The sequence below is a fragment of the Nodosilinea sp. LEGE 07298 genome, assembly GCF_015207265.1.
Taxonomy (GTDB): domain Bacteria; phylum Cyanobacteriota; class Cyanobacteriia; order Phormidesmidales; family Phormidesmidaceae; genus Nodosilinea.
Genome location: NZ_JADEXE010000028.1, coordinates 1 through 23,339 on the forward strand (window position 1 = coordinate 1; position 23,339 = coordinate 23,339).

General features: G+C 56.8%; 15 protein-coding genes. 5 read left to right on the plus strand and 10 right to left on the minus strand.

Annotated features, from left to right (window positions below):
- On the minus strand, positions 1 to 2,297 hold a 2,297-nt coding region (locus tag IQ273_RS06020; protein ID WP_194022268.1), incomplete at its 3' end, for a tetratricopeptide repeat protein.
- Positions 2,294 to 3,862 (minus strand): porin, encoded by a 1,569-nt coding sequence (locus IQ273_RS06025; protein ID WP_194022269.1) that lies wholly within the window; start codon positions 3,860 to 3,862, stop codon positions 2,294 to 2,296. The genes IQ273_RS06020 and IQ273_RS06025, both read right to left, overlap by 4 nt.
- A gap of 577 nt (positions 3,863 to 4,439) precedes the next feature.
- Here IQ273_RS06025 and IQ273_RS06030 point away from each other — a divergent pair.
- Positions 4,440 to 5,171 (plus strand): hypothetical protein, encoded by a 732-nt coding sequence (locus tag IQ273_RS06030; protein WP_194022270.1) that lies wholly within the window; start codon positions 4,440 to 4,442, stop codon positions 5,169 to 5,171.
- Here IQ273_RS06030 and IQ273_RS06035 read toward each other — a convergent pair.
- Both IQ273_RS06035 and IQ273_RS06040 read right to left on the minus strand, forming a co-directional pair.
- Positions 5,168 to 5,692, minus strand: a complete 525-nt coding sequence (locus IQ273_RS06035) for a pentapeptide repeat-containing protein (RefSeq protein ID WP_194022271.1) — start codon at positions 5,690 to 5,692, stop codon at positions 5,168 to 5,170. The genes IQ273_RS06030 and IQ273_RS06035 overlap by 4 nt on opposite strands.
- A 141-nt stretch (positions 5,693 to 5,833) precedes the next feature.
- Positions 5,834 to 6,178 (minus strand): hypothetical protein, encoded by a 345-nt coding sequence (locus tag IQ273_RS06040; protein WP_194022272.1) that lies wholly within the window; start codon positions 6,176 to 6,178, stop codon positions 5,834 to 5,836.
- 239 nt (positions 6,179 to 6,417) lie between these two features.
- Between IQ273_RS06040 and IQ273_RS06045 the strand changes: the two genes are divergently transcribed.
- The gene (locus tag IQ273_RS06045) at positions 6,418 to 6,732 is read left to right on the plus strand and encodes an antibiotic biosynthesis monooxygenase (RefSeq protein ID WP_194022273.1); all 315 of its coding nucleotides are present in this window, start codon (positions 6,418 to 6,420) and stop codon (positions 6,730 to 6,732) included.
- Entirely contained in the window at positions 6,710 to 7,246 is a 537-nt protein-coding gene (locus tag IQ273_RS06050; RefSeq protein WP_194022274.1) for a GNAT family N-acetyltransferase, read from the plus strand. The genes IQ273_RS06045 and IQ273_RS06050 overlap by 23 nt, the downstream gene beginning before the upstream one ends.
- Positions 7,247 to 7,319: 73 nt before the next feature.
- On the opposite strand, the gene glcD is transcribed toward IQ273_RS06050, so the two are convergent.
- Complete coding sequence (glcD, locus tag IQ273_RS06055; RefSeq protein ID WP_194022275.1) at positions 7,320 to 8,792, minus strand: glycolate oxidase subunit GlcD; 1,473 nt, start codon at positions 8,790 to 8,792, stop codon at positions 7,320 to 7,322.
- Between the two features lie 350 nt (positions 8,793 to 9,142).
- Between glcD and IQ273_RS06060 the strand changes: the two genes are divergently transcribed.
- Together IQ273_RS06060 and IQ273_RS06065 are read left to right on the plus strand one after the other, a co-directional pair.
- Positions 9,143 to 10,885, plus strand: coding sequence for an alpha-glucosidase (locus IQ273_RS06060; RefSeq protein ID WP_194022276.1), 1,743 nt, complete (start codon positions 9,143 to 9,145; stop codon positions 10,883 to 10,885).
- 146 nt (positions 10,886 to 11,031) lie between these two features.
- The gene (locus IQ273_RS06065) at positions 11,032 to 12,678 is read left to right on the plus strand and encodes an alpha-glucosidase family protein (RefSeq protein ID WP_194022277.1); all 1,647 of its coding nucleotides are present in this window, start codon (positions 11,032 to 11,034) and stop codon (positions 12,676 to 12,678) included.
- Between the two features lie 80 nt (positions 12,679 to 12,758).
- On the opposite strand, the gene IQ273_RS06070 is transcribed toward IQ273_RS06065, so the two are convergent.
- From IQ273_RS06070 to IQ273_RS06090, 5 genes are all read right to left on the minus strand, one after another.
- Positions 12,759 to 17,405 carry a response regulator gene (locus IQ273_RS06070; protein ID WP_194022278.1) on the minus strand — a complete coding sequence of 1,549 codons (4,647 nt, stop codon included), beginning with the start codon at positions 17,403 to 17,405 and terminating at the stop codon, positions 12,759 to 12,761.
- Positions 17,406 to 17,468: 63 nt separating this feature from the next.
- Positions 17,469 to 20,108, minus strand: a complete 2,640-nt coding sequence (locus tag IQ273_RS06075) for a HAMP domain-containing methyl-accepting chemotaxis protein (protein WP_194022279.1) — start codon at positions 20,106 to 20,108, stop codon at positions 17,469 to 17,471.
- 52 nt (positions 20,109 to 20,160) lie between these two features.
- A complete protein-coding gene (locus IQ273_RS06080; protein WP_194022280.1) occupies positions 20,161 to 20,691 on the minus strand; it encodes a chemotaxis protein CheW in 531 nt (176 codons plus the stop codon).
- Positions 20,692 to 20,762: 71 nt separating this feature from the next.
- Positions 20,763 to 21,128: a response regulator transcription factor gene (locus IQ273_RS06085; RefSeq protein WP_194022281.1), complete on the minus strand. Its 366-nt coding sequence runs from the start codon at positions 21,126 to 21,128 to the stop codon at positions 20,763 to 20,765.
- A 253-nt stretch (positions 21,129 to 21,381) separates the two neighbouring features.
- Positions 21,382 to 22,653, minus strand: a complete 1,272-nt coding sequence (locus IQ273_RS06090; RefSeq protein WP_194022293.1) for a response regulator — start codon at positions 22,651 to 22,653, stop codon at positions 21,382 to 21,384.
- Between the last annotated feature and the right edge of the window lie 686 nt (positions 22,654 to 23,339).

The window sequence follows — 23,339 nt, forward strand, 5'->3', positions numbered from 1 at the left end:
GCTTCGGGGGGGAGCTGCTGCAGCTGGTCTAGGGCTGTCAGCTTTTGGTCGTCGGCAATGTTGAGTTCTGCGATCGCGTACCGGGCCTCCCAATAATCAGGATCCAGCGCTAGCACCTGGTCGTAGAGGGTGCGGGCGACGGTCAAGTTGCCCTGCTGAAACTGCACGCCGGCCAGGGCCGCCAGGGCACCTAAATTTTCAGGTTCTCGCTCTAGCACCTGCTGGTAAGCGGCGGCGGCGAGAGGTAGGTCGTCCTGGCGCTGGGCCAGCTCGCCCTGAAAGAAGTACACCGTCAGGTCATCGGGGTTGGCGGCAATCAGCGCTTCCAATTCAGCTTGGGCCGCTTCTGGATCCGACAGTGCTAACAGCTCAATGGTTCGCCACTGCAACCAAAGATCGTCGGGGCGCTGGGTTAGCAGGGTTTGGTAGAGGCGGTTGCGATCGCCCTCAGCAGGCAGCGCACCCGTTAGCTCAAACAGCTCGGGTGGTGGATTGTCCAAGCTTTGGGAGGCTAGCCAGCTATCTAGGGTTTCGGCGGCGACGGTGGCGGTAATTTGCTCGGTGCGATAGGCCAGGAGGGCATAGCCGAGGGGATAGTCGGGGTTGTCGGGGTTGGCTGCGATCGCCGCTACATACACCGGCAGTGCCGCCTCGGGCTGACCTTGCAAAGTGCGCACAAATGCCAGCCCTCGCAGCGCCTCAGCGGTAGCTCGATCGCTGGGCTGAGCCGCAATGATGGTCTCATAGCGGCGAGCGCTGGCCTCCAGGTCACCGAGCTGGCGCTCCAGATCTGCAACCAGCAATTCGGTGCCCCAGTCGCTTTGGCCTGCATCGGTGGCGCGGTAGCGGGTTAGCGCATCACGGGCCGCCTGTAATTCACCCTGGCTCAGGTAAATCTGGGCGATTCGATAGGTCAGCAGCGGCGCATCCACCGTCGCCGCTACGGCCTGGTACAGGGGCAGCAGGGCGGGGGCGGGGTTATCGATTCGCACCAGGGCGGTGGTAATGGCCCGCTGCTCTGGGGCAGAACTGGGCGGCGGCGACAGCAGGGGCAGAAGCTGATCGGCTACGGTGGCGGCACTTTCGGTGCCCAGACTGTAGGCCAGCAGACGCGCTTTCACCATCAGGCTGGCGGTGCTGGGGTTTTCTACCGCCAGCTGCTGAAACATGGTCAAAGCCAGGGCTTCGGTCTCAGGCCATTCGCTCAGCACGTCGGCCACCTCACCCCGCAGGCCATAGCTGGGGGCAGCGGTGGCGTCTAACGCCTGCTGGTACAGCACGGTCGATTGCTCAAACAGGGATGGGTCAAGCTGGCGGCGACCGATCGCGCTATAGGCGCGGGCCAGAGACAGACGAGCGTCAGGCTTACCCACTAAAGGATTCAGTAGCTCTAGCGCTTGAGCCGTTTGACCGCTGGCATCGTAGGCGTTGGCCAGGCCCGTGCGAATGTTGAGAGAAAGACTGTCGGTACGGCTAGGTTCTCTCAGTTCAGGTTCTAGCAGGGCGATCGCCCCCACCGCATTACCTGTCTCTTGCAGCGCCAGCGCGTAGGCAGTCAGCGCCTCGGTGGGCAACGGCCCCGTCTGCCGGTAGCGATTGAACAGCGCCAGGGCACCCGCATAATCACCGCTAAAGGTGTAGATCTGCGCCGCCCCCAGCAGGGTTTGGGGGGATGGATTGCGCCCTAGTAGGACATCATAATCGGCCAAAGACTCTGTAAAGCGGCCCTGATAGCCGTAGAGCAGCGCCCGCTGGCTAAGAGCGGCAATATTGTCAGGATTCTGGTTCAAAAGTCGGTTTAGGGCATTAATACCGCCGGGTTGCCATTCGGGACGGTAACCGCCCAGTTCTCCCAGGGCGGCTAATGCGGTGGCATTGTCAGGGCTAACTTGCAGTACCGCCTGGTAAGCATTCCAGGCATCGGCATCGCGACCCGCCCGCTGGTAGGCGATCGCCAGCCCCAGCCGTGCTTCAGCCGAATTGGGCTGCTGGCGTAGGGCCGTCTGAAAGGCCGCGATCGCATCATTCACCCAGCCGCGATCGAGCAGGGTATAGCCCTGGCTGGTTTGGGGCGATCGCTGGGCCAGGGCAGCGGGGCTGGCGGCTATTTCTAGACCGAGAACGAGGGCTCCTATGCAAAGGAATTTCCACGCTGGGAAACCTGCTGTGGAGATCCCCCCAGTTACCTCAGGAAAGGGATTCTTTTTAGAGCCCCCCTTGGGAAAGGGGGGAGTTTTGCCATTAACCAGGTGCTCATGCCCCCCCTTGTTAGGGGGGGTAGGGGGGATCATCTTCATTCCGCTGCCCTCCGCAAGGGGTTCCAGATTAGGTCGTAGCGCACCCGAAAGCCCAGGTAAGTTTCACTCAACGCGTTGCGCTGCTGCACACTTACCCCGGCCCGCAGGTTGTCGATAATTTGGGCGTCGTAAAACAGCTCCAGCACATCTGGAGTAGGGCCACCGCTGGCCTGGCGCAGGTCGCTATTCGAGAGCTGACGCCCGTAGCCCAACCCCAGGCGATCGCCCGGCATAAACACATCCAGCCCGTTGACGCCGAGGCTGTAGGTCTGGCCGCTGACTCCCAGGGTTTGATTGGTGTACCAGCCGTAGCGGCCAAAAAAGCCCAGCTTGAGGTTAGGAATAAAGGCCTCGGCGTTGAGGCCAAATCCGGTCTCGCGATCGCTCGGCAGGGGGCCAAACTGGCCGTTGCCCCGGTCGATGGTAAAAATTTCGTTAAACCCATCACGACGGCCCGCATCGGTCGAAGTGACGTAGGTGCCCCGCACAATGGCGTTGCCAAACCGCACCCCCACTTCCCCGGCAAATGAGTCGATGGCAAAGTCACTCAGGCTGCGGCTCGACGAAAACGCAGTGGCAGTCAGCGACACTGCATCCACCGGAGTCCAGTTCACCAGGGCACCGGGGCGCGAGGCCACATTCACCGTGCTCAGGGCCGGGTTGGTTTGAAACACCGGGTTAAAGAAATGGGTCAGCGAATCTTTGGCAAAACTGTTGCGATCGAGGTACGAGGTCAAATCCATCAGCCCCACCGTGAACCGCAGTTCGGGCAGGTTGGCGGGTGAGGCCGTCAGGTACAGTTCGCTCAGGCTGAAGCCGGTTTGGTCAGTGTCAGAAAACGCCTGCCCGGTGCTCAGGTCTGCGGTGGCCCCGGCAAAGACTGAGGGGCTGAGCACATAAATGCCCCCGGCCCGCAGTCGCGCCGACCCCTCACTGCCTTCCTGCAAATAGGCCGCCTGCACAAATACCTCAGAGCGCTCCGCCGGGGCCAGAGTTGTCTCTAATGCTGATGTTTGGGCAACGTCCTGTGCGGGCTGCGTAGGGGTTGAAATATCGTCGCTATGCAGGGGGGCTGGATCGACTGTATCCGCCTCAGCTGTATCCGCCTCAGCTGTATCCGCCTCAGCTGGATCCGCCTCAGCTGGATCGGCTGTGTTGGCCTCAGCTGGATCTACTTCAGCCGCCTCAATCTCCCCAGAAGTTTCCTCGTCATTACCAGCGGGTGCCAACGGTATTGATTGAGCCAGCACGGGGGGAAAACTGATCTGCGCTGTGTCTGGCTGTGGCAGTTGTAAATAGCTGGTCGTCTTTAACCTGGTTTTCTGGCCTACGGCATAGTCTTCTGTAGATAAACCGAGTCGAGCCAGATCGCCAGCTGCCCCACTATCCCTAGGCAAATCGCTTTGAGATAACTCGCCGGTAGAGAAACTTTTTGCCGCCAAATTGCCGCCAGACAACTCGCTGCCCCAGGCAGTAGGGGCAATGCCAAACAGCGCTGTCGACAGCACTATACCTGTTGCCGCGCCAGGGTTTAGCGCATATCGCAGCGCTAACCAAGCACCCATAGAATGCTCCATAAGTTACTCAAAATATAGTTGGATCAAAATAAGCGCGAAAGATATATCTGGCCTGCTCAAAAACCAGATCTAAAGATCTAAAATGCAGGCGTTAATGGACTGTCTAAAAAGGACAGACTTAGCCTATCGAGCATCCCATTGCTCAGGCTAAAGCGAACCAGGAAAACCCTGGTTTTTAAGCTGAATGACTATTTTGAGATCGGCACTTAAGGCTTAAACCTCAAAATATAAAATCAATTGGCCAAGACACTGGCGCTTAAAAAAAATGAAAACACAAAGGTAATTCACCTATTCATAGCTTGGATGAAGAAGACTGAGCAACAAGCTCAGGCATTCAATAATGTGGTAACGGTGTCAGGAAGATGCTAACTCAGGTAAGGTTTAGGCTCAGGTATTAGCGCTAACTCCACCTACAGATACATTTCTCTTCGTCAGGATAAAACGCCAAAAAGTTTTGAGCCTGAAGTCTTTTGTGTGGAGTTGCCCCAAGGCATGCTTGCGCTATTGGTAGTTACTGTGAGCTGTGGTTGCATAGGGTTATAGCAATCTTCCTTCAACTTCAGCAATGACTATTTCACGGTTAAAGAAGACTGGGCTACTGCTGGTGCTGGCGCTGGTGGCCTGTGTAGGGTGCCAAGCTACCTTATTGCCCTCATCTCCGCCTGTGGCAGAGGCCACGACTCTGACCCTTGAAGCCAAGCCTTTGGGGTCTGGCGAATTTGCTTTAGCAGGCACCACCAGCCTGCCTGACAACACTCAGCTCACTGCTATTGCCCTGCGCTATCTGGATTCTCAACGGACAGCCCCTGACGCTGAACCGCTTTATTCAGTGCTCGACTATCGGCCTGTGACTGTGGCCAATGGCCAGTGGTCGACCCAACTCAAACTGTGGCAGGTGGCCGCTGATGGCCGCTACCAGGAAGCCTGGCAGACCCAGGCCGATGCGCTGAAGCTGGTAGCTCAGCCTAGCGACACTGTGCAGTTTGCCATTATGCTGGCTCCTCATCATTTAGGGGCTGCCCTAACTAGCAAGATGGCGCAAGCTGGACCGCAGCGACTGGCCAAGGTACTGCGAGTTACCGCTACCGGAGAACCTTTTTTATGGGCCGACCAGGCTCTGACGGTGGGGCTGCCCAGCGGGCAAACGTCGCCCCCGGCGGATCTGGTCGCTCGCACTAACGGCGGCTGGGGCGATCGCTACCTGCTGGTGCCAGAGCCACCCCTGCCCTATACCCTTACGCCTATTGATGAGCGCCAAACTACCGCGCCCCTAACGCCAGACGAACAGCTGCGCTAAACAAAAATGCATTCCGAATCGCGAATGGTGCCGTCGGGCATAACGGTTTGGCAAAACTTAGCGCCAGTTAGATTGGCTTTGGTTAGGTTAGCCCCGGTCAAATTGGTGTAGCGCAGGTTGGCCCAGTAAAGGTTGGCATGGCTGAGGTCGGCCTGGGTCAAGTTGGCTCCTTCTAAATTGGCGTGGCTGAGGTCGGCGTGGTCAAGACAACTTTCGCGCAGGTCGGCATTCACGATCGTGGCGCGGTGGCAGTGGGCCTTGCGCAAATCGGCCTCGCGCAGCACGGCATGGGCCAAAGAGGCACCGCGCAGGTCGGCATGGGCCAAGGTGATCTGATAGCCGTCAATGTGGGTCAGGTCGGCCTGGTGCAGGTTGGCCCGACTGAGGTTGGTGCGGCGCAGGTCGGCCTCGACCAAATGCGCCGTTGCCAAATCTATCCCCTGTAAATCTAGCCCGTGCAGGTCGCGAACACCTGCCTGGTAGTAGCGATCGATCAGTTCTCTTAGGGTAGCTGGGGTCATTGCTCTAATGCCCTCAAAATAACGCTAAAAAATAAATTCCCCAAAAAATAATGGGGGCGGCTGTTACGCCTACCCCCATTGTCGCGCTGCGATCGCGCTGTTGCATCAAGCATTACAAGAATGCTACATTCTCAGCCCAAGCTACACCTGGCCAACACCTTTGCCTCGATCGTCAGACTTACTGGTAAGTTTGCCGGTCTCGTCGGTTTGGTTGGCTGTGCGCAGCTCAGCCTGCCGCTGCGCTTTGTTGGCTTCCTCTTCTTCGCGCAGGTCGCCGGGTTCGTTGATGTACATTTCGGGCTCGATGGGGTAGTTATTGGCCAGCCCTTCTTTGTCTACAGTTTGACCACCGCTGGTGTCGATCGAGTTGTCAGACTCGTCCCGCACCTGCTTATAGTCTCCACCCTCACGCTCTTTGCGAGCAGCAGTTTCCGCCGGAATAATATGGGGATCGTAATTGTCGTTTTCGACTCTGGGGTTAGACATTGAAGCCTCCGTCGAGAGATAGTTTAGCAATTAGAGGTAAGGCAAAGTCTTTTCGCTTACTCACTGTTGCTAATGCAACCTTAGAGCGATACCACGCCTATTTGTATCTGCCCTGGGGGTGAGCCCATTTCTACGACTTTAGAAGGAGGAGTCGAATTTTATTTTCTGACGAAGAAAGTAAAATTACAAGTGAATCTAAAGTCTGAAAATAGTTTTTTATTACTACTAAAGGAATTGTTGTGATCCTGGAAGTCGCTATTCTGACGATTAAATCAGGTACTCAAGCCGCCTTTGAAGATGCCTTTCATACCGCATCCGGTATAATTTCGGCGATGCCTGGATACTATTCGCACGAGTTGCAGCGCTGTATCGAAACTCAAAATCAGTACGTGCTGCTGGTGCGTTGGCAAACTCTAGAAGACCACACCGTCGGGTTTCGCCAGTCAACCGAGTATCAAACCTGGCGATCGCTGCTACACCATTTCTACGATCCGTTTCCCACCGTTGAGCATTACGAATCGGTCTTAAGCCATGAAAGACTTCCCCAAGCTTGAAACCCCGCGCCTGTGGCTACGTCAGGCAACCGAAGCCGATGCAGAAGACATCTTTCAGCTTTTTTCAGATCCTCAGGTGACACAATTTCACGACCTCGATACCTTCACCCACCTCGATCAGGCTAGAGCTGTAATTGAGCGGCGCAAAATGGGCTTTGAGAGCGATCGCGGGATTCGCTGGGCGATCGCCCTTAAACTCCAAAATACTTCCATTGGTTCCTGCGGGTTTACCTGGGACAGAGCGTCAGATCAAGCCGAGATTGGTTATGAGCTGTGCAGCAAATTTTGGCGGCAAGGCATCATGACAGAAGCGCTAACTGCCATCTTGAACTATGGCTTTGAGGTCGAAAATTTAGAGCGCGTGACGGCTGAAATTATGCTCGACAATACAGCTTCCAGGCAATTGCTCAAAAAACTAGGGTTTCAAAGCCAGGGAGTAATTAAAGAACGCGGTTTTTGGAAAGGGAAACACCACGATTTGGAACAGTTTGTCCTGAGTAGACCGCAGGCTTAAACTGAAGTTTGGGAGCTTGGCAGGCATATCTGAGCGACCTGCCGAATCGAGACCCGCTATACCCAGGCGGCTCCTAAAACCGCTCTACCTCGGGCAAGGTCGCTGCCGCCATGCTCCGAGCTGCCTCGCCGCAGGTGCGGGGGGTGGGCAACAGCTTGGTCGGGTTAGCCAACAGCTCCGGGTCAAAGGCCTGCCGCACCCAGCCCATCGTCTCTAAATCAGTGGGCGAAAACATGTCGGGCATGTAGCAGCGCTTGTCGGCCCCAATGCCGTGCTCGCCCGAAATGCTGCCGCCCACCCGCACGCACAGCTTGAGAATGTCGCCGCCCAGTTCCTCCACCTGTTCGAGCTGGCCGGGGATGGCATTGTTGTAAAGAATCAGCGGGTGCAGGTTGCCGTCGCCCGCATGGAATACGTTCGCCACCCGGTAGCCGTGCTTGTCGCCCAGCCGTTCAATCTCAGCCAGCACGTAGGGCAGCTGGGTGCGCGGAATCACGCCGTCCTGCACATAGTAGTCGGGGCTGAGCTTGCCCATGGCGGCAAAGGCGGCCTTGCGTCCCTTCCACAGCCGCAGCCGCTCGTCGGGGTCGGTAGCTACAGTAATGGTGCGCGCGCCATTTTGGCGGCAGAGATTGGCAATGCGATCGCCTGTCGCCGCCACCTCAGCCGGTAGCCCATCGATCTCAATTAGTAAAATCGCCGCTGCATCGCGGGGGTAGCAGTTGGTCGCCACCACATCTTCTACCGCGTTGAGGCTAAAGTTATCCATCATTTCCATGCCAGCGGGAATAATACCCGCGCTGGTAATGGCCGACACGGCCTCCCCGGCTGCCTCAACGGAGGTGAAGTCGGCTAGCAGCACCTGCACTGCCTGGGGCGTTTTGAGAATGCGTAGGGTAATTTCGGTGGCGATGCCCAGGGTGCCCTCAGACCCGACAAACAGACCGCAGAGGTCGTAGCCGGGCGTTTCGGCCACCTCGCCGCCGATGTCGACAATGTCGCCGTTGGGCAGCACCACTTTGAGGCCCAGCACGTGGTTGGTGGTCACCCCATACTTCAAACAGTGCACTCCGCCCGAGTTTTCCGCCACGTTGCCGCCCACCGAGCACACCGACTGGCTGGAGGGGTCGGGGGCATAGTAAAAGCCCGCGCCGCTGACCGCCTGGGTCACCCAGTTGTTGATTACCCCTGGCTGTACGGTCACCCGCTGGTTGTCAAAATCGACCGCCAAGATCTGGTTCATCGTAGCGGTGACAATCAGCACCGAGTCTTCAATCGGCAGTGCCCCACCCGAGAGGCCCGTACCTGCCCCGCGCGCTACGAAGGGCACCTGGAACTGGTTACAAACGTTAACCGCCGCCGCCACCTGTTCAGTGGTTTTGGGCAGCACCACCACCGCTGGCCGCTGGCGATAGCTGGTCAGCCCGTCGCACTCATACACCAAAATCTCTTCTTTGCGTCGCACCACGCGATCGCTCCCCAGGGCCGTGATGAAAGCTTTTACGATTGGTGCCCAGTCAATGCGCGATCGCTCCGCTACGGTCATAGCCCCACACTGGTTAAGTTGCCTACGATCCTACCTTGAACGGCCCTTGAACGATCGGTCTCTAGAGGGGGCGATCGCCCTTGGCCAGGTTTTCATCCCTGCATCACTTCACTTCATCAATAGTCTGGGCAAAGGTTTGGGCCTGTTGTCATTCCCTTCGACGGAGAGATTCTGCTTCCCTCCTCTGGCGGATACTTTTCTGATATCTATTGTCAAGAATGAGTAAACCCGTGCTGACGGCACAGCGTTCTAAACTTCATTGTCGATTCATTGACAGGTTTCGATTCGTTCTCAGGTCGCGTCCCTCCGGCACTCCACACGCACAACAAAAGACGCCAAGGAATTACCTCATGCAAACCATCGAATGGTGGCAAAACGCCGTTATCTATCAAATTGTGCCCTGGAGCTTTTTAGACACCGATGGCGATGGCCGCGGTAACCTCAACGGTATTATTGACAAGCTTGACTACATCTCCGCCCTAGGGGTAGACGCCATTTGGCTGACCCCGATCTACGAGTCGCCCATGGATGATTTGGGCTACGACATCACCGATATGCTCGACATTGACCCGGTGATTGGTGACCTAGCCGTATTTGACAAACTCTTGGCCCTCACCCATGCTCGCGGCCTACGCATGATTGTCGACCAGGTTTGGGGTCACACTTCAGATCGCCATTTCTGGTTTTTAGAGAGCAGTCAGGACCGCGACAACCCCAAGGCCGACTGGTACATCTGGGCCGACCCCAAACCCGATGGCTCGCCCCCGAACAACTGGCTGTCAGCCTTCAACGGCGACTCGGCCTGGGCCTGGGAGCCCAAGCGCGAGCAATACTATCTCTTCCACTTTTTGCGCAGTCAACCCAAGCTCAACTGGAGCAACCCTGAGGTAGTAGACGCCATTTTGGAGCGGGGCAAATTCTGGCTCGATCGCGGCGTCGATGGCTTTCGCATTGACGCGCCCAACTTCTTTTTGCACGACCCCGAGCTGCGAGATGAGCGCGTGCGCGCAGAGGATGCCCCCCGTCCCGATGGCATCGACCCCAAAAACCCGATGGCCAAGCTGATGTTTGAGAACAGTTTCTGTCGGCCCGAGGCCCTAGACGTTCTCAAGCCGGTACGAGAACTAATAGACCAGTATCCCAGCACCGTCACGCTGGCTGAGGTTACGCTCTGCGAAGACTCGATTCATCTGTCTAGCGAATATGTGAAGGGCAAACACCGATCGCACCTGGCCTATAACAGCGCTCTGCTGGTCGAAGAACCCATCAGCGCTGACCTCATGCGCAACACCCTGGCCAAGGTTGAAAAGCACTTTCAGCGCGGCGGCAACTGCTGGATGGTTGGCAACCACGACTACGGTCGTCTGCGCGGTCGCTGGACCGGGCACGACAGCGAGGGCACTCCCTACCCCGAAACCTTCTACCATCAAATGGCGGCAATGCTGGTGGCCATGCCCGGTGCGCTCTGCCTCTACCAGGGCGACGAACTGGGTCTCACCGAAGCCCGCATTCCCGAAGACATTCCTGAAAGCCAGATTCAAGACCCCTTTGGCAAAGCCCTCTACCCTGACGTGGTGGGGCGCGATGGGTCGCGCACGCCTATGCCTTGGCAAGGTGCCGCCGTGAGCGCAGGGTTCTCAAGCCATGCCGAGACCTGGCTGCCCATTCCCGATAGTCACCGACCTCGGGCGGTAGATGCTCAGAACGAAGACCCCAGCTCTTTGCTCAACTCCTGGCGGCGACTGCTGCACTGGCGGCGACAGCAGACAGCACTCATGCAGGGCGATTGCCACATTCTCAATACCGAGGCTCCGCTATTTGCCTTTATTCGCGAAGCACCTCAGCAGCGGCTGTTGTGCATCTTTAACCTGAGCCAGGAAACAGCCCACTTTAACCTGCCCGACGAAATGCTGCCCTGCATAACCGCCTCTGGAGCTAACCTGGCCGCTAAGCGCAACGGCGATATGCTGCGACTGCGGGGCTACGGCTATTTCTTTGGCAATTTGCAGCCCAGCGCCCCACCGGCCAATAGCGGTACTGCCAAAGATGTGCTGGAAGATGAAAGGAGGCAGGCTGTTGCCGATGACGTCTAGATCGCCAACTGTGTTGAAACGTTATGTTCGCTAGCGGCTTGGGCCGCTAACTAGGCAGATCGCCAGGATGCCATCCTCTGCGACTTGCCTAGTTTCGCTGTGTTCGTTGCTTGATTGTCCGTTTTTGTTGTTAGAACCCTGATGTTATGCCTTCTCTGTCCGATTGGTGGCGCAGTGCCGTTATTTACCAAATTTATCCCCGTAGCTTTGCGGATGGTAATGGCGACGGCATTGGTGATTTACCTGGCATCTTGAACCATATTGACTACGTAGCTAGCCTAAACGTTGATGCTCTGTGGATTTCGCCCTTTTTTAAGTCACCCATGAAGGACTTTGGCTACGATATCTCTGATTATCGAGCCGTAGACCCTATCTTTGGCACCCTAGATGACTTTAAAGCGGTGCTGGCGGCCGCCCACGATCGCAACCTTCGCGTGCTGATTGACCAGGTGTGGAACCATACCTCTGACCAGCATCCTTGGTTTGAAGAAAGCCGCACCAGCCGCGACAACGCCAAGGCCGACTGGTATATCTGGGCCGACCCCAAGCCCGATGGTACACCGCCCAACAACTGGCTTTCTACCTTTGGCGGCAGCGCCTGGGCCTGGGAACCCCAGCGACAGCAGTACTTTTTGCACAATTTTTTGGACAGCCAACCCGACCTAAACTGGTACAACCCCGATGTGGTGGCGGCCATTTTAGACACCGCCCAATTTTGGCTAGATCTGGGCGTTGATGGCTTTCGCCTGGACGTGGTCAATTTCTTTACCCACGATCGCAGCCTCAAAGACAATCCCCTGCGCCCCGCCGCGATGCCCCGTCCGGCTGGGGCATCGGCGACGGATCCGTTCTTTGCTCAGATTAACCTGCACAACCTCGATCAGCCCTCTACCCTTGAGTTGCTCAAGCCGATTCGGCAACTGCTCGATCGCTATGGCGCGATCGCCCTGGCTGAAATTAGCAGCACCGAAGACGCACTGCTCACCTCCAGCGCCTACGTCAGCGGTGCCGAGCGGCTGCACACCGCCTACAACTCATCGCTGATGACCGATGAACCCCTCACGGTGCAGCGGATGACCCGGCTGATCCAGCGGATTGAATCGCTCTTTACCGACGGCGTGATCTGTTGGACAGCGGGTACCCACGACTTTCCTCGGCTCAAAAGTCGGTGGAGCAAGTACCAGCCCAGCGAAACCTTTTTGCAGGAGGCCTTCGACCACATGTTTGCCGCCCTGATCACCTCCCTGCGAGGCTGCTGCTGCCTCTACCAGGGCGATGAACTAGGGATGACCCAGGCTGAGATTCCCTACGAAAAGATGAAGGATCCCTTTGGTTTGCAGGGGTATCCCCACGTGCTGGGGCGTGATGGTTCCCGCACCCCCATGCCCTGGCTCAAGGATGCCCCGGCCGCTGGCTTTACTGAGGCAGCAGAGCCCTGGTTGCCCATTCCAGCCGATCACCAGGCCTACGCCGTCGATGTGCAGGAGGCCGACCCAGCATCGCTGCTGCAAAAATATCGGCGGCTGATTCGGTGGCGCAACGAACAGCCCGCCCTCAGGCAGGGTGACCTATCGCTGCTGAATTTATCCGAGGAGCGACTGCTAGGGTTTGTGCGGGCCTGCGACCAGCAGCGGCTGCTGTGCCTGTTTAATCTCAGCCCTGACACCGTCTACTGCGATCGCGCCGAAATTCCCCCCTGCGACCCCACTGAAGAGATGGGCGTCAGCGATCGCAGCTACCATGACATCCTGGAGCTACCGCCCTTCGGCATCTTCTATGCCAACCTCCGCTAGGTTCTGTCCCAAATAGAGCTGCTCAACTTTAGGGCTGGGGCTAACATCAGCCCCAACTCTAAAGTTGACTCCTTGAGTACTCAAGATGCAGGCTCCTCAGTCTTTCGCCGAATCATGTTCTCGCCCTTGAGCATGCGCTGGGCGGCATCCAGCAGCATTTCTTCCAGGTAGGGCTTGGTAAAGTAGCCCTTGGCACCCAGATCTATGGCCATCTGCCGGTGGCGATCGGCCCCTCGCGAGGTCAACATTGCGATCGGCACCTGGCTAAGGTCGCTATCTTTTTGCATGCGAGAGAGCAATTCCAGGCCGTCCATGCGGGGCATTTCAATGTCGCAGAAGACCAGGTCGCAGGGCAAGCCAGAGCGCAGTTTTTCCCAGGCTTCCTGACCGTCGCGGGCCTGCTCGACCCGGTAGCCCACTTTGTTGAAGCTCATCGACAGCAGTTCGCGAACGGTAATCGAGTCGTCCACGATTAGCACCGTTGGATCGGTGTGAATCACGGCCTCAACGGGTTCTTCATCCACCGTCTGGGTCCACAGCGAGGTCGAAGCGTCGCGGCGCAGGCGACCGCTGGCCAGGTCGATCAGCTCCAGCACATCGGCAATCGGCATGACCCGCCCGTCGCCCAGCACCGTGGCCCCGGCGATGCCGATGGGTTTGGGCACTGGCCCCTCCAGCTGCTTAATCACAATCTCCTGCTCACCAATCACCTGGTCAACCTGCAGGGCAATAAACGTACTGGCGCTGCGTAGCACCACCATCGAGACCACGTCTTCGTCTTGAGGGCCGCCGTAGACCCGGCCCCGGCCCAGGCTGCGGTTAAAGCGCAGCAGCTCGCCCAGCGGACGGAAGGGCAACAGCGTATCGCGCCAGAGAATGCAGGAGTGCCCCTGGTCATCGGTTTGAATCCGCTCTTTGGGCACATCAAACATGTCTTCCACCCCGTCCATGGGGAAGGCGATGCGAGCCTGGTTGTTGACGCAGCTGAGCGCCTTGGTAATGCTGAGGGTGAGGGGCAGACGAATGGTAAAACTGGTGCCTTTGCCTACCTCAGACTCAATCGTAATCGAGCCCCGAATGTCGGACAGGGCAGTACGCACCACGTCCATACCCACGCCGCGCCCGGAGAAGTCGTCGGCCTGGTCGCGGGTGCTAAAGCCCGGCAAAAACAGCAGGTCGTAGACCTCAATTTCGCTCATGGTTTGGGCCTCGTCGGGGGTAATCAGCCCCTGTTTGAGCGCCTTGGCCTTCACCACCGCCGGGTTGATGCCGCCACCGTTGTCGGCGATGTAGATTACGGTCTGGTTGCCCTGGTAAAAGGCGCGCACGGTAATTGTGCCCTCACGGCCTTTGCCATTGGCCAGTCGCTCTTCGGGCGACTCAATGCCGTGGGTAATGGCGTTGTTGACCAGGTGGGTCATGGGGTCGTAGAGACGCTCTAAGATCATTTTGTCGATCAGGGTGTCGCGCCCTTCGACCACTAGCTGGGCCTCTTTGCCGCACTTTAGTGAAATATCTCGTACGGCTCGGGGCAGGCGATCGGCGGTTTGGCCAAAGGGCACCATACGGGCCTTGTTGAGGCCCTCCTGTAGTTGAGTGGTTACCTGGCGAAACTGGCGGGCGATCTGGTCGGTGGAGTCGATGGTGAACTCAATGTCAGAGGACGCCTCCCGCACCCGCACGATCAGCTCGATCATCTCCTGGGAGAGGGTGTGGAAGCCGGTAAAGCGGTCCATCTCCAGGGCATCGAAGGTGGCTCCGGTGGCATGTCCGCCCCCCCGGTCAGAGGATGAAACCCCCAGGGCAAAGGCCTGACGGTTGGCAATCAGGGAGCTTTCGAGCAGCGATCGCTCGTACAGGTCGCGCATGCGCTGGCCCACGTCGTTGAGCTGCGACACCTGGTTGAGCAAGTTGTCGAGAAACTGCCGCAGCCGCTCCTGGTCTTGCTCCAGGGAGTTGCGGTTGACCACCAGTTCCCCCACCAGGTTGCTGAGAGTATCTAGGTGGCCCACTGAAACCCGCATGGTTTGATCGGCGGTGCCTGCCGCCCGCCGTGGCGATCGTCGCGACACCTGGGCTGAGGCAGCGCGACGGCTGCCCAAAGCCGGGGCCGACCCACCCAGTTGGTCGGCTTCTTCTAAAAGCTTTTCGAGATCGTCAAACTCATCATTATCATTACCGTCAAAACGGCGATCGCTGGCGGTCAGATTAGGCGCACTTGGTGAGGTACCTGGTCGGTCAATGGTTTCGGGACTGTAATCTTGAGTCTCCTCGCCTAGCAGGGCTTCCAAATCGTCAAAGTCGGTGTCATCGAAGCCCTGACTGGCCATCATAGGGGCTGCGCTAGAGGCCGTATCGCCGTTGCGGCTCTCACTAACCGACTCTGAGTCGAGGAACTCGCCAGGCTGTTCTAGCTCATTGTCCCAACCATCTCCTAGGTCACTAAAGAAACTGGCCTCTGTACCCCCGTCGTCCAGCAGACTTTCTAAATCGGCAAAGCCGTCGTCCTCGTCCGTCGGCTCGGCTACGGTAGCTTCAGGAGCCGCACCCTCTAAATTGGTGCTATCTAAATCACTATCTTCCGCCTCCTCTAGGGGGGCGTCAAAGCCAGTATCGGCTTGGGTTGCCGTTAGATCCTGCTCTGGCTCATGACTGAAGGGGTCATCAAAGGCCAGACTTGAGTCGTCGTCGTCAAAGCTCAATTCGCTAAATGGATCGTCGAACGGATCGTCTAAAACAGCTTCAGATTCCTCAAAGAGGTTACCGACTTCAGCTGTCGCCGGGCTAGCCGTCGCGCGATCGGGGAATGACAGCTCCGTTCTAGCATTGCCAAACAACCCATTATCATGGCTGGTGGCACCGTTACCTGCATTATCGAGTTCGAGGTTTAGCTCAGGCATGGTGTGAGCATCGTCGTCTTCGATGAAATCATCATCAGCGCCGAAAAAACTATCGACCTCTTCTACCTCATCATGGATAGCGGCGGCGCTGTCGGGATCCTCGACCTCAAAAAAGTCGTAATTATCCAGGGGTGTATCGATCGCGGCGGCGGTTGTCGACAAAGGGTCGTTGTCAAGAAAGTTGAAGGGATCAGTTGAGATCTCTACTTCGGCAGGACTGACTACCGCATCCTCTACACCAAAGTTTGGGTCAGCGCTGGGGCCAGACTTTGGCTCGGCGGTGGCGATTAGTAAATCTGCAAAGGGGTCGTTGTCGTTGAAATCGTTGTCACTGGAATCGTTGTCATCTAAGAAAGCTGTGCTGCTCTCCTCGAATGAAGTCGGTTCGCTCACCAGGGCCGGTTCTGGGGTGGTCGATTCTGGCGTGGCAGCTGGCCCGGCATCAAGGTCATACCCAAATAGGCTAGCCATATCATCGAGGGCACTGCTTTCAGCACCGTCATCGGCCTTGTCATTGCTCCCATCATCAGTCAGCAGATCGGCAAATTCCATATCTAAACTGCCGACTGCACTGGCATCGTCAAGATCGAGGTCGTCCAGGGAAACCTCACCTAGTTCGTCTTCCTCCCACAGATCGCTCAGGCTGTCGGGAGCCCCTTCAAACAAGTCAGCCAGGCTATTGAGTTCTGCTGCTCCTACCTCGGGACCAATGTTCCCATGGGCGGCATCAGGCACGGTTGGTTCGGTGGGTAGAGGAGCCTCAATCACACCAAAAACAGATTCCAGGCCAGTTTCGGTCATGTTATCAGCCGAGTCTAAGGCCAGATCGTCTAGCCAATTCTCAGCATTGGTCAAGGCCAGATTGTCGCCACTATCCTCTTCAGCGGCGGCAAACAAATCGGCTAGGTCAGGCTCGTTCGAGTCATCGTTGAGCGCCTCCGCCAGCAGGGCGTCGAGGGTAGAGTCGTCGCTCAGAGCCGGTTGGGCTTCTGCAATGGCCACTGAGATGGGTAAAAGGGCCTCCAGCGCCGCAGAGACTTTTACCTGGTTGCTTGCTCCGACCAGCACCTGATCCTGGGCCTGCTTTAGGTCTTTAATGACTACCGGAGCCAGGGTTCGATAGGTCTGCTCGGGGCTTGCGATCGCCCGCTCAACTGCCCTAGTTAGGGCACACCACTGGGCAAGCTCAAACTGTTCGCCAACGCTGTGCAGCCGCTGACATAGCCGTCGCAATTCCTGTCGTGAGGTGTTGCCGTCCGCCTGTTTAAAGGCGGCCAGCATATCGCGCAGCAGAGCCGGAATGTCGCTACGAAAAACCAGCTGTAGCGCACTGGTTTCAGGATGAACCGTAGCGGCCACTACAGCTGGGCGCGGGGCGGCGGGTGCAGGGACCGCAGGTGGGGCAGCCGCCAGCAGTGCCTCCAGATGGGCTTCAGCCTGGGCAAAAATTGGCTCCAGCGGGGCCATAATTTCCTGGGCCTGCTCATTGGTCAGACCAAAAGGGCTTTGCAGCTGCTCTAGCTGCTCCTGCAAACCATCAAAAATTTGCAGCAGCATAGTTTCCATGTCGCGATCGGGGCGCATGGGCGACTCTTTCATCACCTTAAAGAAGTCTTCCATGCGGTGGCTGGTGCGCTGAATACTGTTCAGCCCCAGCATGGCGGCTCCACCCTTGACCGAGTGAGCAGCCCGAAACACCTCGTTCATCATCTCAGAGTCGTTGACGGTGTCTGCCAGGTTCAGCAAACCCTGCTCGATAGTATTGAGATGATCCTTGGCTTCTTCAATGAAGTACCCCAAGATGCGTTTTTGATCTTCAGGCGACATGTCAATTCCCCTCTGAATGCTTTTCTACCTTGACTGGCTCACTCCCGTTGGGCTGAACTGCACCTAGCTATCCGTTTTTTCCACCTTAAAGCGCTCCACCGAGGTCAGCAGATCGCGGGCAACCCCCACCAGGTTTTGCAGCGACCCCGACACCCGCTGGGCCTCCTGAGAGGTTTCCTGGGCCGTCAACTCTACCGATTGCATAACCTGGGCCACCGCGCGCGAGGTTTCGGTTTGCTCTACGGTATCGGCGGTAATCGATCGCACCAGTACGTCAATGCGGTTCGACACCTGAATAATGTCTTCCAGCGATCGCTTCGCCTGTTCGGCCAGGCGAGTGCCCTCGATTACCTGCTGCGTGCCCTCTTCCATGGCGGTCATTACCCCGCCAGTCTCACTCTGAATTTGCAGCACGATCTGCTCAATTTCCTTCGAGGCTTTAGCCGCGCGGTCGGCCAGCTGCCGTACCTCGTCCGCCACAATCGCGAAGCCGCGACCCGCCTCCCCAGCTCGGGCCGCCTCAATACTGGCATTGAGGGCCAGCAGGTTGGTCCGGGAAGCAATCTGCGAAATCAACGCCACGATCTTGGAAATCTCCTGGGAAGACTCAGCCAGTCGCTTCACCTTGCGTGTGGTTTCCGCCACCGTTTCGCGAATCTCCAGAATGCCCGCCACCGTGCGCTCCACCGATTCGCCCCCCTTGAGCGCGGTCGACGATGCTGTCCGCGCCACTTCTTCCGCCTCGCGAGCGCTCTCTGCCACCCGCTGAATCGAGTCGGTCATCACCTGTACTGAGTTCAGCGTCACCGCCAGCTCTTCGGCCTGACGCAGCGCATCTGCCGACAGGCTGCGGGCAAAAATCTCGTTTTCGGTCGAGCCCTTACTGACCTGACGAGCCGCCACACTCACCTGCTCCACAATCTCCCGCAGGTTTTGAATGGTGAGGTTAAACGAGTCGGCTACGGCCCCCAGCACGTCGGCGGTGACCTCTGCCTGCACAGTCAGGTCACCCCGGGCCGCCCCTTCCACGTCATCGAGTAGGCGAATCACCTGGCGCTGCAGGTCTTCCTTCGCCTGCTCTTGCTCCTGGGCCTTGCGCTGGGCCTCGCTGGTCGTCGTTAAGATCACCCGCGACATTTTGTTGAAGCTGCTGGCCAACCGACCAAACTCGTCTTCGGTAAACACCGTAGCTCGGGCTGATAAATTACCCTGAATCACAGTGTCAAACTGGTGCTGTAGGTCATCAACGCTGCGTTTTATCTGGCGATGGGCTAAATGCCCTGCCCCCATAGCTGCACCAAATCCTGCGACCCCGCCTGCCAAGGCCATAGCGGCATGCACCACTTTGGGCATTGGTCGCTCTGACTGTAGGGTAGAAGCCGCAAAGCTGATTACGCCTACGGCCAATGCTGAGGCTACCCCGGCAGCTACAGCCACCATGAGTTCTTTGCCTGGTAGGGGAGCGTTATCTAAAAAGCCCAGCCAGTCTTGCTCTGTGGAGACCGCTTCGACATCTTGATGATCGGTTTGGGTAAAGACAGGCAGACTGTCGGTGGCACCGGCAATGCTAAAAATATCGTCATCACTAATGATGGCCTGATCGTTAATATCGCTGAGATCGAAGGCCGAGGTGCCGCTACTGTAGCCACTGTTGTCATCGGTGGAGGTCAGCCCTGAGGTGCCTACTGATGGCGTAGTAAACCCGGCTGAACTGTCAGACAGCTCAAAATCGGGTAGGTTGCCTAGGTCGTCGAAATCGCTAAATTCGTCTAAAAAGTCGACGTTATTGCTGGGTTGAGCGCTGTCCTCTAGTTCTGGTGTATAGCCGTTGTCAGCATAGATATCATAGTCACCATTGAGACTATCACCAGCGGTATCGAGGTCGTCGTTTAGCAAGTCAGGTTCGGGGGCAAACACCGTCATATCATCGCCGCCGTCATCGGCGGGAGGCCAATCTGCGTTAGGGCTTGCGGCGGCTAGACCTGTATTGCTGTAAGGGTCACCATAGCCTTCAGGTGCAGACCCAAACGGATCGTCGGAGTCACCCACCTCGAAGGAATCAATCGAGGCATCATCATCATCAAAGGTGATGTCATCCACGCTCTCCTGGCCTTCTAACCAACTGCTCCCATTAGAGTCAACTCCAAAGCTAGGGCTAGTATCGCCGGGGTTTGCCGCAAAGGGGTCGTCGCTGCTAAAAGGATCGGTGGCAAAGGGATCAGCCAGGGAGTTAGCACCTGCTGCTACTGAGTTGGGTAGGTCGTCCTCTAGGCTCATATCGCTTAAATCTAGATGTCTGTCCGATACGCTTGCTGCACCAGTGGCCCCCAGACCGCTTTCTAAATCCATTGATAGGGAGGCACCCGCATCAAAGAAGGTGTCTCCAGTATCCGTTTCGTAGCCTATAGACGCCTCAGATGCTTCGGAGGCAAACTGGTTAGCGTAGTCGAGGCCGTTACTGGCGTAGTCGACGTACTCTGGCTCAGAGGTCAGATCGAGCACTGCACTGTACTGAGCGGCTGCCACCTCGTAGCGCTGCAAGCCATAGCAGTAAATATGGCCTCGTAGCAGCAGTACGCTAGGGTCTTCGGGATAGTCGGCAGCGAGCTGATCGATAACCGATGCGGCCTCTGGGTAGTTGCCCTGTACGTAAGCTCTTTCTGCCTTTTGATAGGCTTGAGAGTAATCAATGCCTGAAGCCATGGTCTTCTCCTGCCGGTGCAAGTGTCCTAAGGGGGTTAAGGATGCGCTAAGCCTAGGTGGCCCAGCGGGCTGAACGAATAACAGCGACGTGGTCGAGCAGCCTGAGGGTTTTGTTGTCCTCAGTGTCGATGACCCATTCACCGCGCAAAAAGGGTGCCATCGTATCTGGGCTAGTGTCAGATGCCTGAGTTTTATCAGGGTTGAGCCAGCGGGTGCCGACAATTCGGTTAACGGCCAAGCCTAACATAGTTCCCTGATCCTCAATGGCGATGACTGAGATCTCGGGGCGATCGGTGTTGAGCACCGATGAATACCCCAGAAATTGGCCCAGGTCGGCCACCCACACCACCCGCCCCTGCTCGTTTAGGGTACCCAGCAACAGATGCGATACGTTGGGAATGGGAGTAATGCGATCGGGAGGCTGTTCAATAATGCGGCGAATGCCGGTGGCGGGCAGCGCGAACTCGTCTTCAGCGGTGACAAAAAACCGCAAGAATAGTTCGCCATCAGGTGTTTCCAGCTCTTGCAGCTCTGGATCTTGGTCTTGCCCAGTCTGGGTGAGAAAATCAGGATTGCCTACCATAACACCGTTAATACGTGATTCCTCTTGTTGCCTGTGCTTGTTCTGCTCTCGTTGAGTAATGCCCCATAGCGTTATGCTCTCAGGAGTTGCTTGACCGTGCCTACCAGTTCAGTGGGCTGAAACGGCTTGGCGATATAGGCGTCTGCGCCCTGTTTCATGCCCCAGTAGCGATCGAACTCTTCACCCTTAGAGGAACACATGACCACCGGCACATTCTGGGTAGACGGATCAGCTTTAATGCGACGACATAGCTCATAGCCATTCATGCGGGGCATAACGATGTCGAGCACAACCATATCGGGGCGCTGACTCTGCATTTGCTCTAGGGCTTCCATGCCATCGTTGGCAACGGTGACCTGGAAGCCAATACCTCGTAGGAGCTTGGTAATCATTTCCCGCTGAGGAACGCTGTCTTCTACCACCAGAACTGTGCTCATAGGTTGGTTCAAAAGGCCTGCTGGATAGCCAGAGATCAACCGGTAGCCAGAGGCTTATACTACCGGCGTTCAGGGCTTAGAGCGAAGGCTAACCGCGTTATACGCAGTTTCTAAAACCTCCAAACCTGTGACTCTAAAGTACCCTCAAATGCAGAAGATGCTGTCGGTTTAGATAAATTAATCAACCCGGTTGTTTAGATTATGGCGAATCTTATCGGAATTGATGCAAAAACCCTGTTCAGACTAAGGAATGTTACCGGGGTAGGGAAGCTTGGCTAAAGTCAATGTCAAATTCGTCTTCGATGGCTTCGGCCAGCAGCATGTCGGGGCAAGGTCGATTGAGGTCACCGGGGCCAACATACTTTTCGACTAGGGCCAGCAGCTCATCAGGACCAAAGGGTTTGGTCAGATAGTCGGTGGCCCCTACCATTCTGGCTTTAACCCGATCTAAAAAGCCGTCTTTACCCGTGAGCATGACGATGGGAGTCTGACGAAAGGCACTGGAGTGCCTGAGCATGGCGCACAGCTCATAGCCGTCGAGCTCTGGCATGGTGATGTCACAGAGAATCAGGTTGGGCTGTAGCTGGAATAATAACCCCAGTGCTTTGAGAGGGTTACCAATAGAGGTGGCCTCGTAGCCTTGACCATCGAGAACACGCTCTACGGCTTGACGAACAGTGGCACTGTCGTCTACGCAGACAATACGGGGTAGGCGATCTGGTCCAGGCCGCTGGGTACTGGGAGCAGAGCTTGCCTCGGTGGGGCTGTATATCAGGCTGATTTGGCCTTGCTGAATGGCGGGAACCAGGCTGCGGGCGACACTGAGAAGATCACGGTTGAGATAGCGGGCAATGCGCCGAATCGACGTTTTGCCGTCCATCCAGGTGACCATGCGCTGGTAGACCTGGCTGGATACGCTGGCGCGAAAGGCATCTGGATCTAGCAACACTGGGCACTGATCAGGCGATTGTAGATGGGGGTGCAGCTGATGCCAGGTTTGTATTTGCTGGGTTATGCCCGCCATCAGATCGCTGATAGTGTGGGTCATAAGTTGGGGGCTGAGGGCTGAGCTGAGCTGAAATACAAAGGCCCCGTGGTGCAGGCTGAGTAGGTCAAACAGCGTTTCGTGTACCATGTGGCCGAGAATAGTGCGGCCCTGGTCAGGGGTAATTAGATGCTTCTCTAGTAATGCCCACAGGGTGCCGTATTCCAAGGAGTTAAAGGCGGCGATCGCGGCGGTGGTGCTGGGGTCGGGCAGCGACTGGTCAATGCCGTAGCGGTGCAGATGGTCCCGCAGGCGATCGAGTTTGTTGTCGGTGGCACCCGCGTAAACAAGCTGACCATTGGCTAAAAACACTAGCCACGAGGGTGGGGCAGAGGTTGTTAAGGCCCCATCAAAGGGCTGCCCTAGGGGCTGATTGCTGCCACTGCCGTAGCTTTCCAGGTATAGCTCACCTGTGCGCTGCCCTAGTTCAATGAGCTGCAAAATGCTGCGAATATCGATTTCTGACAGATAACCCTGCATGAGGCAACCCAAAGATGGGAACGGTACCTGGCTGACTAGGCCATAGCGTGTGAGTTTGATCAGCATGCCCTAATCAGAATTCCGATCGTACCTTCAAGTCCTACAGGTCTGGCCTCAAGGGCAAATCAGCACCCTGTGTCGATAGGAGCAAGGTGCGGTAAGTCGACGGAGCAGGCTTAGAAATCAAGGCGCACTGGTTGGTTGAGGCGCGTAGAGCTAGTAGGGCAGAGCACGGCTGATACTAGAGCTTTTAAGCTTGTCCTTAGTATAAAGCGCTTTGCTAAGGAATATTCTACCGATAGCGTTCCTTATTCCTTGCTTGTCAGCAGGATTTTTGGGAATCTTAGGGGCAAGTCTTTCCTCGGGGTATCACTTGGCTAAAGTTGGTTATTAGACCGGCGGGGCGGTTCTACCGGTCCAAAATTAGCTAAAATTCCAGTTAGCTTTGGCAGCCGCACTAACATCCCTATTAATATCCCTTAGAGGGCGATCGCAGTTCACTATGATTTGAGAGGTCGGAGATTTGAGAGGTCAGCACTTTTGGGTAGCCTCAGCGCTAGGGAAACACTACTCCCCTTCTAGGCCTAGGGCGTTGCGACCAGGGCCTGCCATAGATTTATTGAGAACCTCAGAGTGAGAACCTCGGAGTAAGGCTAGGATAGGTGACAGACGGGGGTGTGAATTTA

What these genes read in the sequence shown, in the direction of transcription:
- IQ273_RS06085 (WP_194022281.1), bottom strand. Translation starts at nt 21,128, where the DNA reads ATGAGCACAGTTCTGGTGGTAGAAGACAGCGTTCCTCAGCGGGAAATG.
- IQ273_RS06065 (WP_194022277.1), top strand. Translation starts at nt 11,032, where the DNA reads ATGCCTTCTCTGTCCGATTGGTGGCGCAGTGCCGTTATTTACCAAATT.
- IQ273_RS06035 (WP_194022271.1), bottom strand. Translation starts at nt 5,692, where the DNA reads ATGACCCCAGCTACCCTAAGAGAACTGATCGATCGCTACTACCAGGCA.
- glcD (WP_194022275.1), bottom strand. Translation starts at nt 8,792, where the DNA reads ATGACCGTAGCGGAGCGATCGCGCATTGACTGGGCACCAATCGTAAAA.
- IQ273_RS06050 (WP_194022274.1), top strand. Translation starts at nt 6,710, where the DNA reads ATGAAAGACTTCCCCAAGCTTGAAACCCCGCGCCTGTGGCTACGTCAG.
- IQ273_RS06075 (WP_194022279.1), bottom strand. Translation starts at nt 20,108, where the DNA reads ATGGCTTCAGGCATTGATTACTCTCAAGCCTATCAAAAGGCAGAAAGA.
- IQ273_RS06080 (WP_194022280.1), bottom strand. Translation starts at nt 20,691, where the DNA reads ATGGTAGGCAATCCTGATTTTCTCACCCAGACTGGGCAAGACCAAGAT.
- IQ273_RS06060 (WP_194022276.1), top strand. Translation starts at nt 9,143, where the DNA reads ATGCAAACCATCGAATGGTGGCAAAACGCCGTTATCTATCAAATTGTG.
- IQ273_RS06040 (WP_194022272.1), bottom strand. Translation starts at nt 6,178, where the DNA reads ATGTCTAACCCCAGAGTCGAAAACGACAATTACGATCCCCATATTATT.
- IQ273_RS06025 (WP_194022269.1), bottom strand. Translation starts at nt 3,862, where the DNA reads ATGGGTGCTTGGTTAGCGCTGCGATATGCGCTAAACCCTGGCGCGGCA.
- IQ273_RS06090 (WP_194022293.1), bottom strand. Translation starts at nt 22,653, where the DNA reads ATGCAGGGTTATCTGTCAGAAATCGATATTCGCAGCATTTTGCAGCTC.
- IQ273_RS06070 (WP_194022278.1), bottom strand. Translation starts at nt 17,405, where the DNA reads ATGTCGCCTGAAGATCAAAAACGCATCTTGGGGTACTTCATTGAAGAA.
- IQ273_RS06030 (WP_194022270.1), top strand. Translation starts at nt 4,440, where the DNA reads ATGACTATTTCACGGTTAAAGAAGACTGGGCTACTGCTGGTGCTGGCG.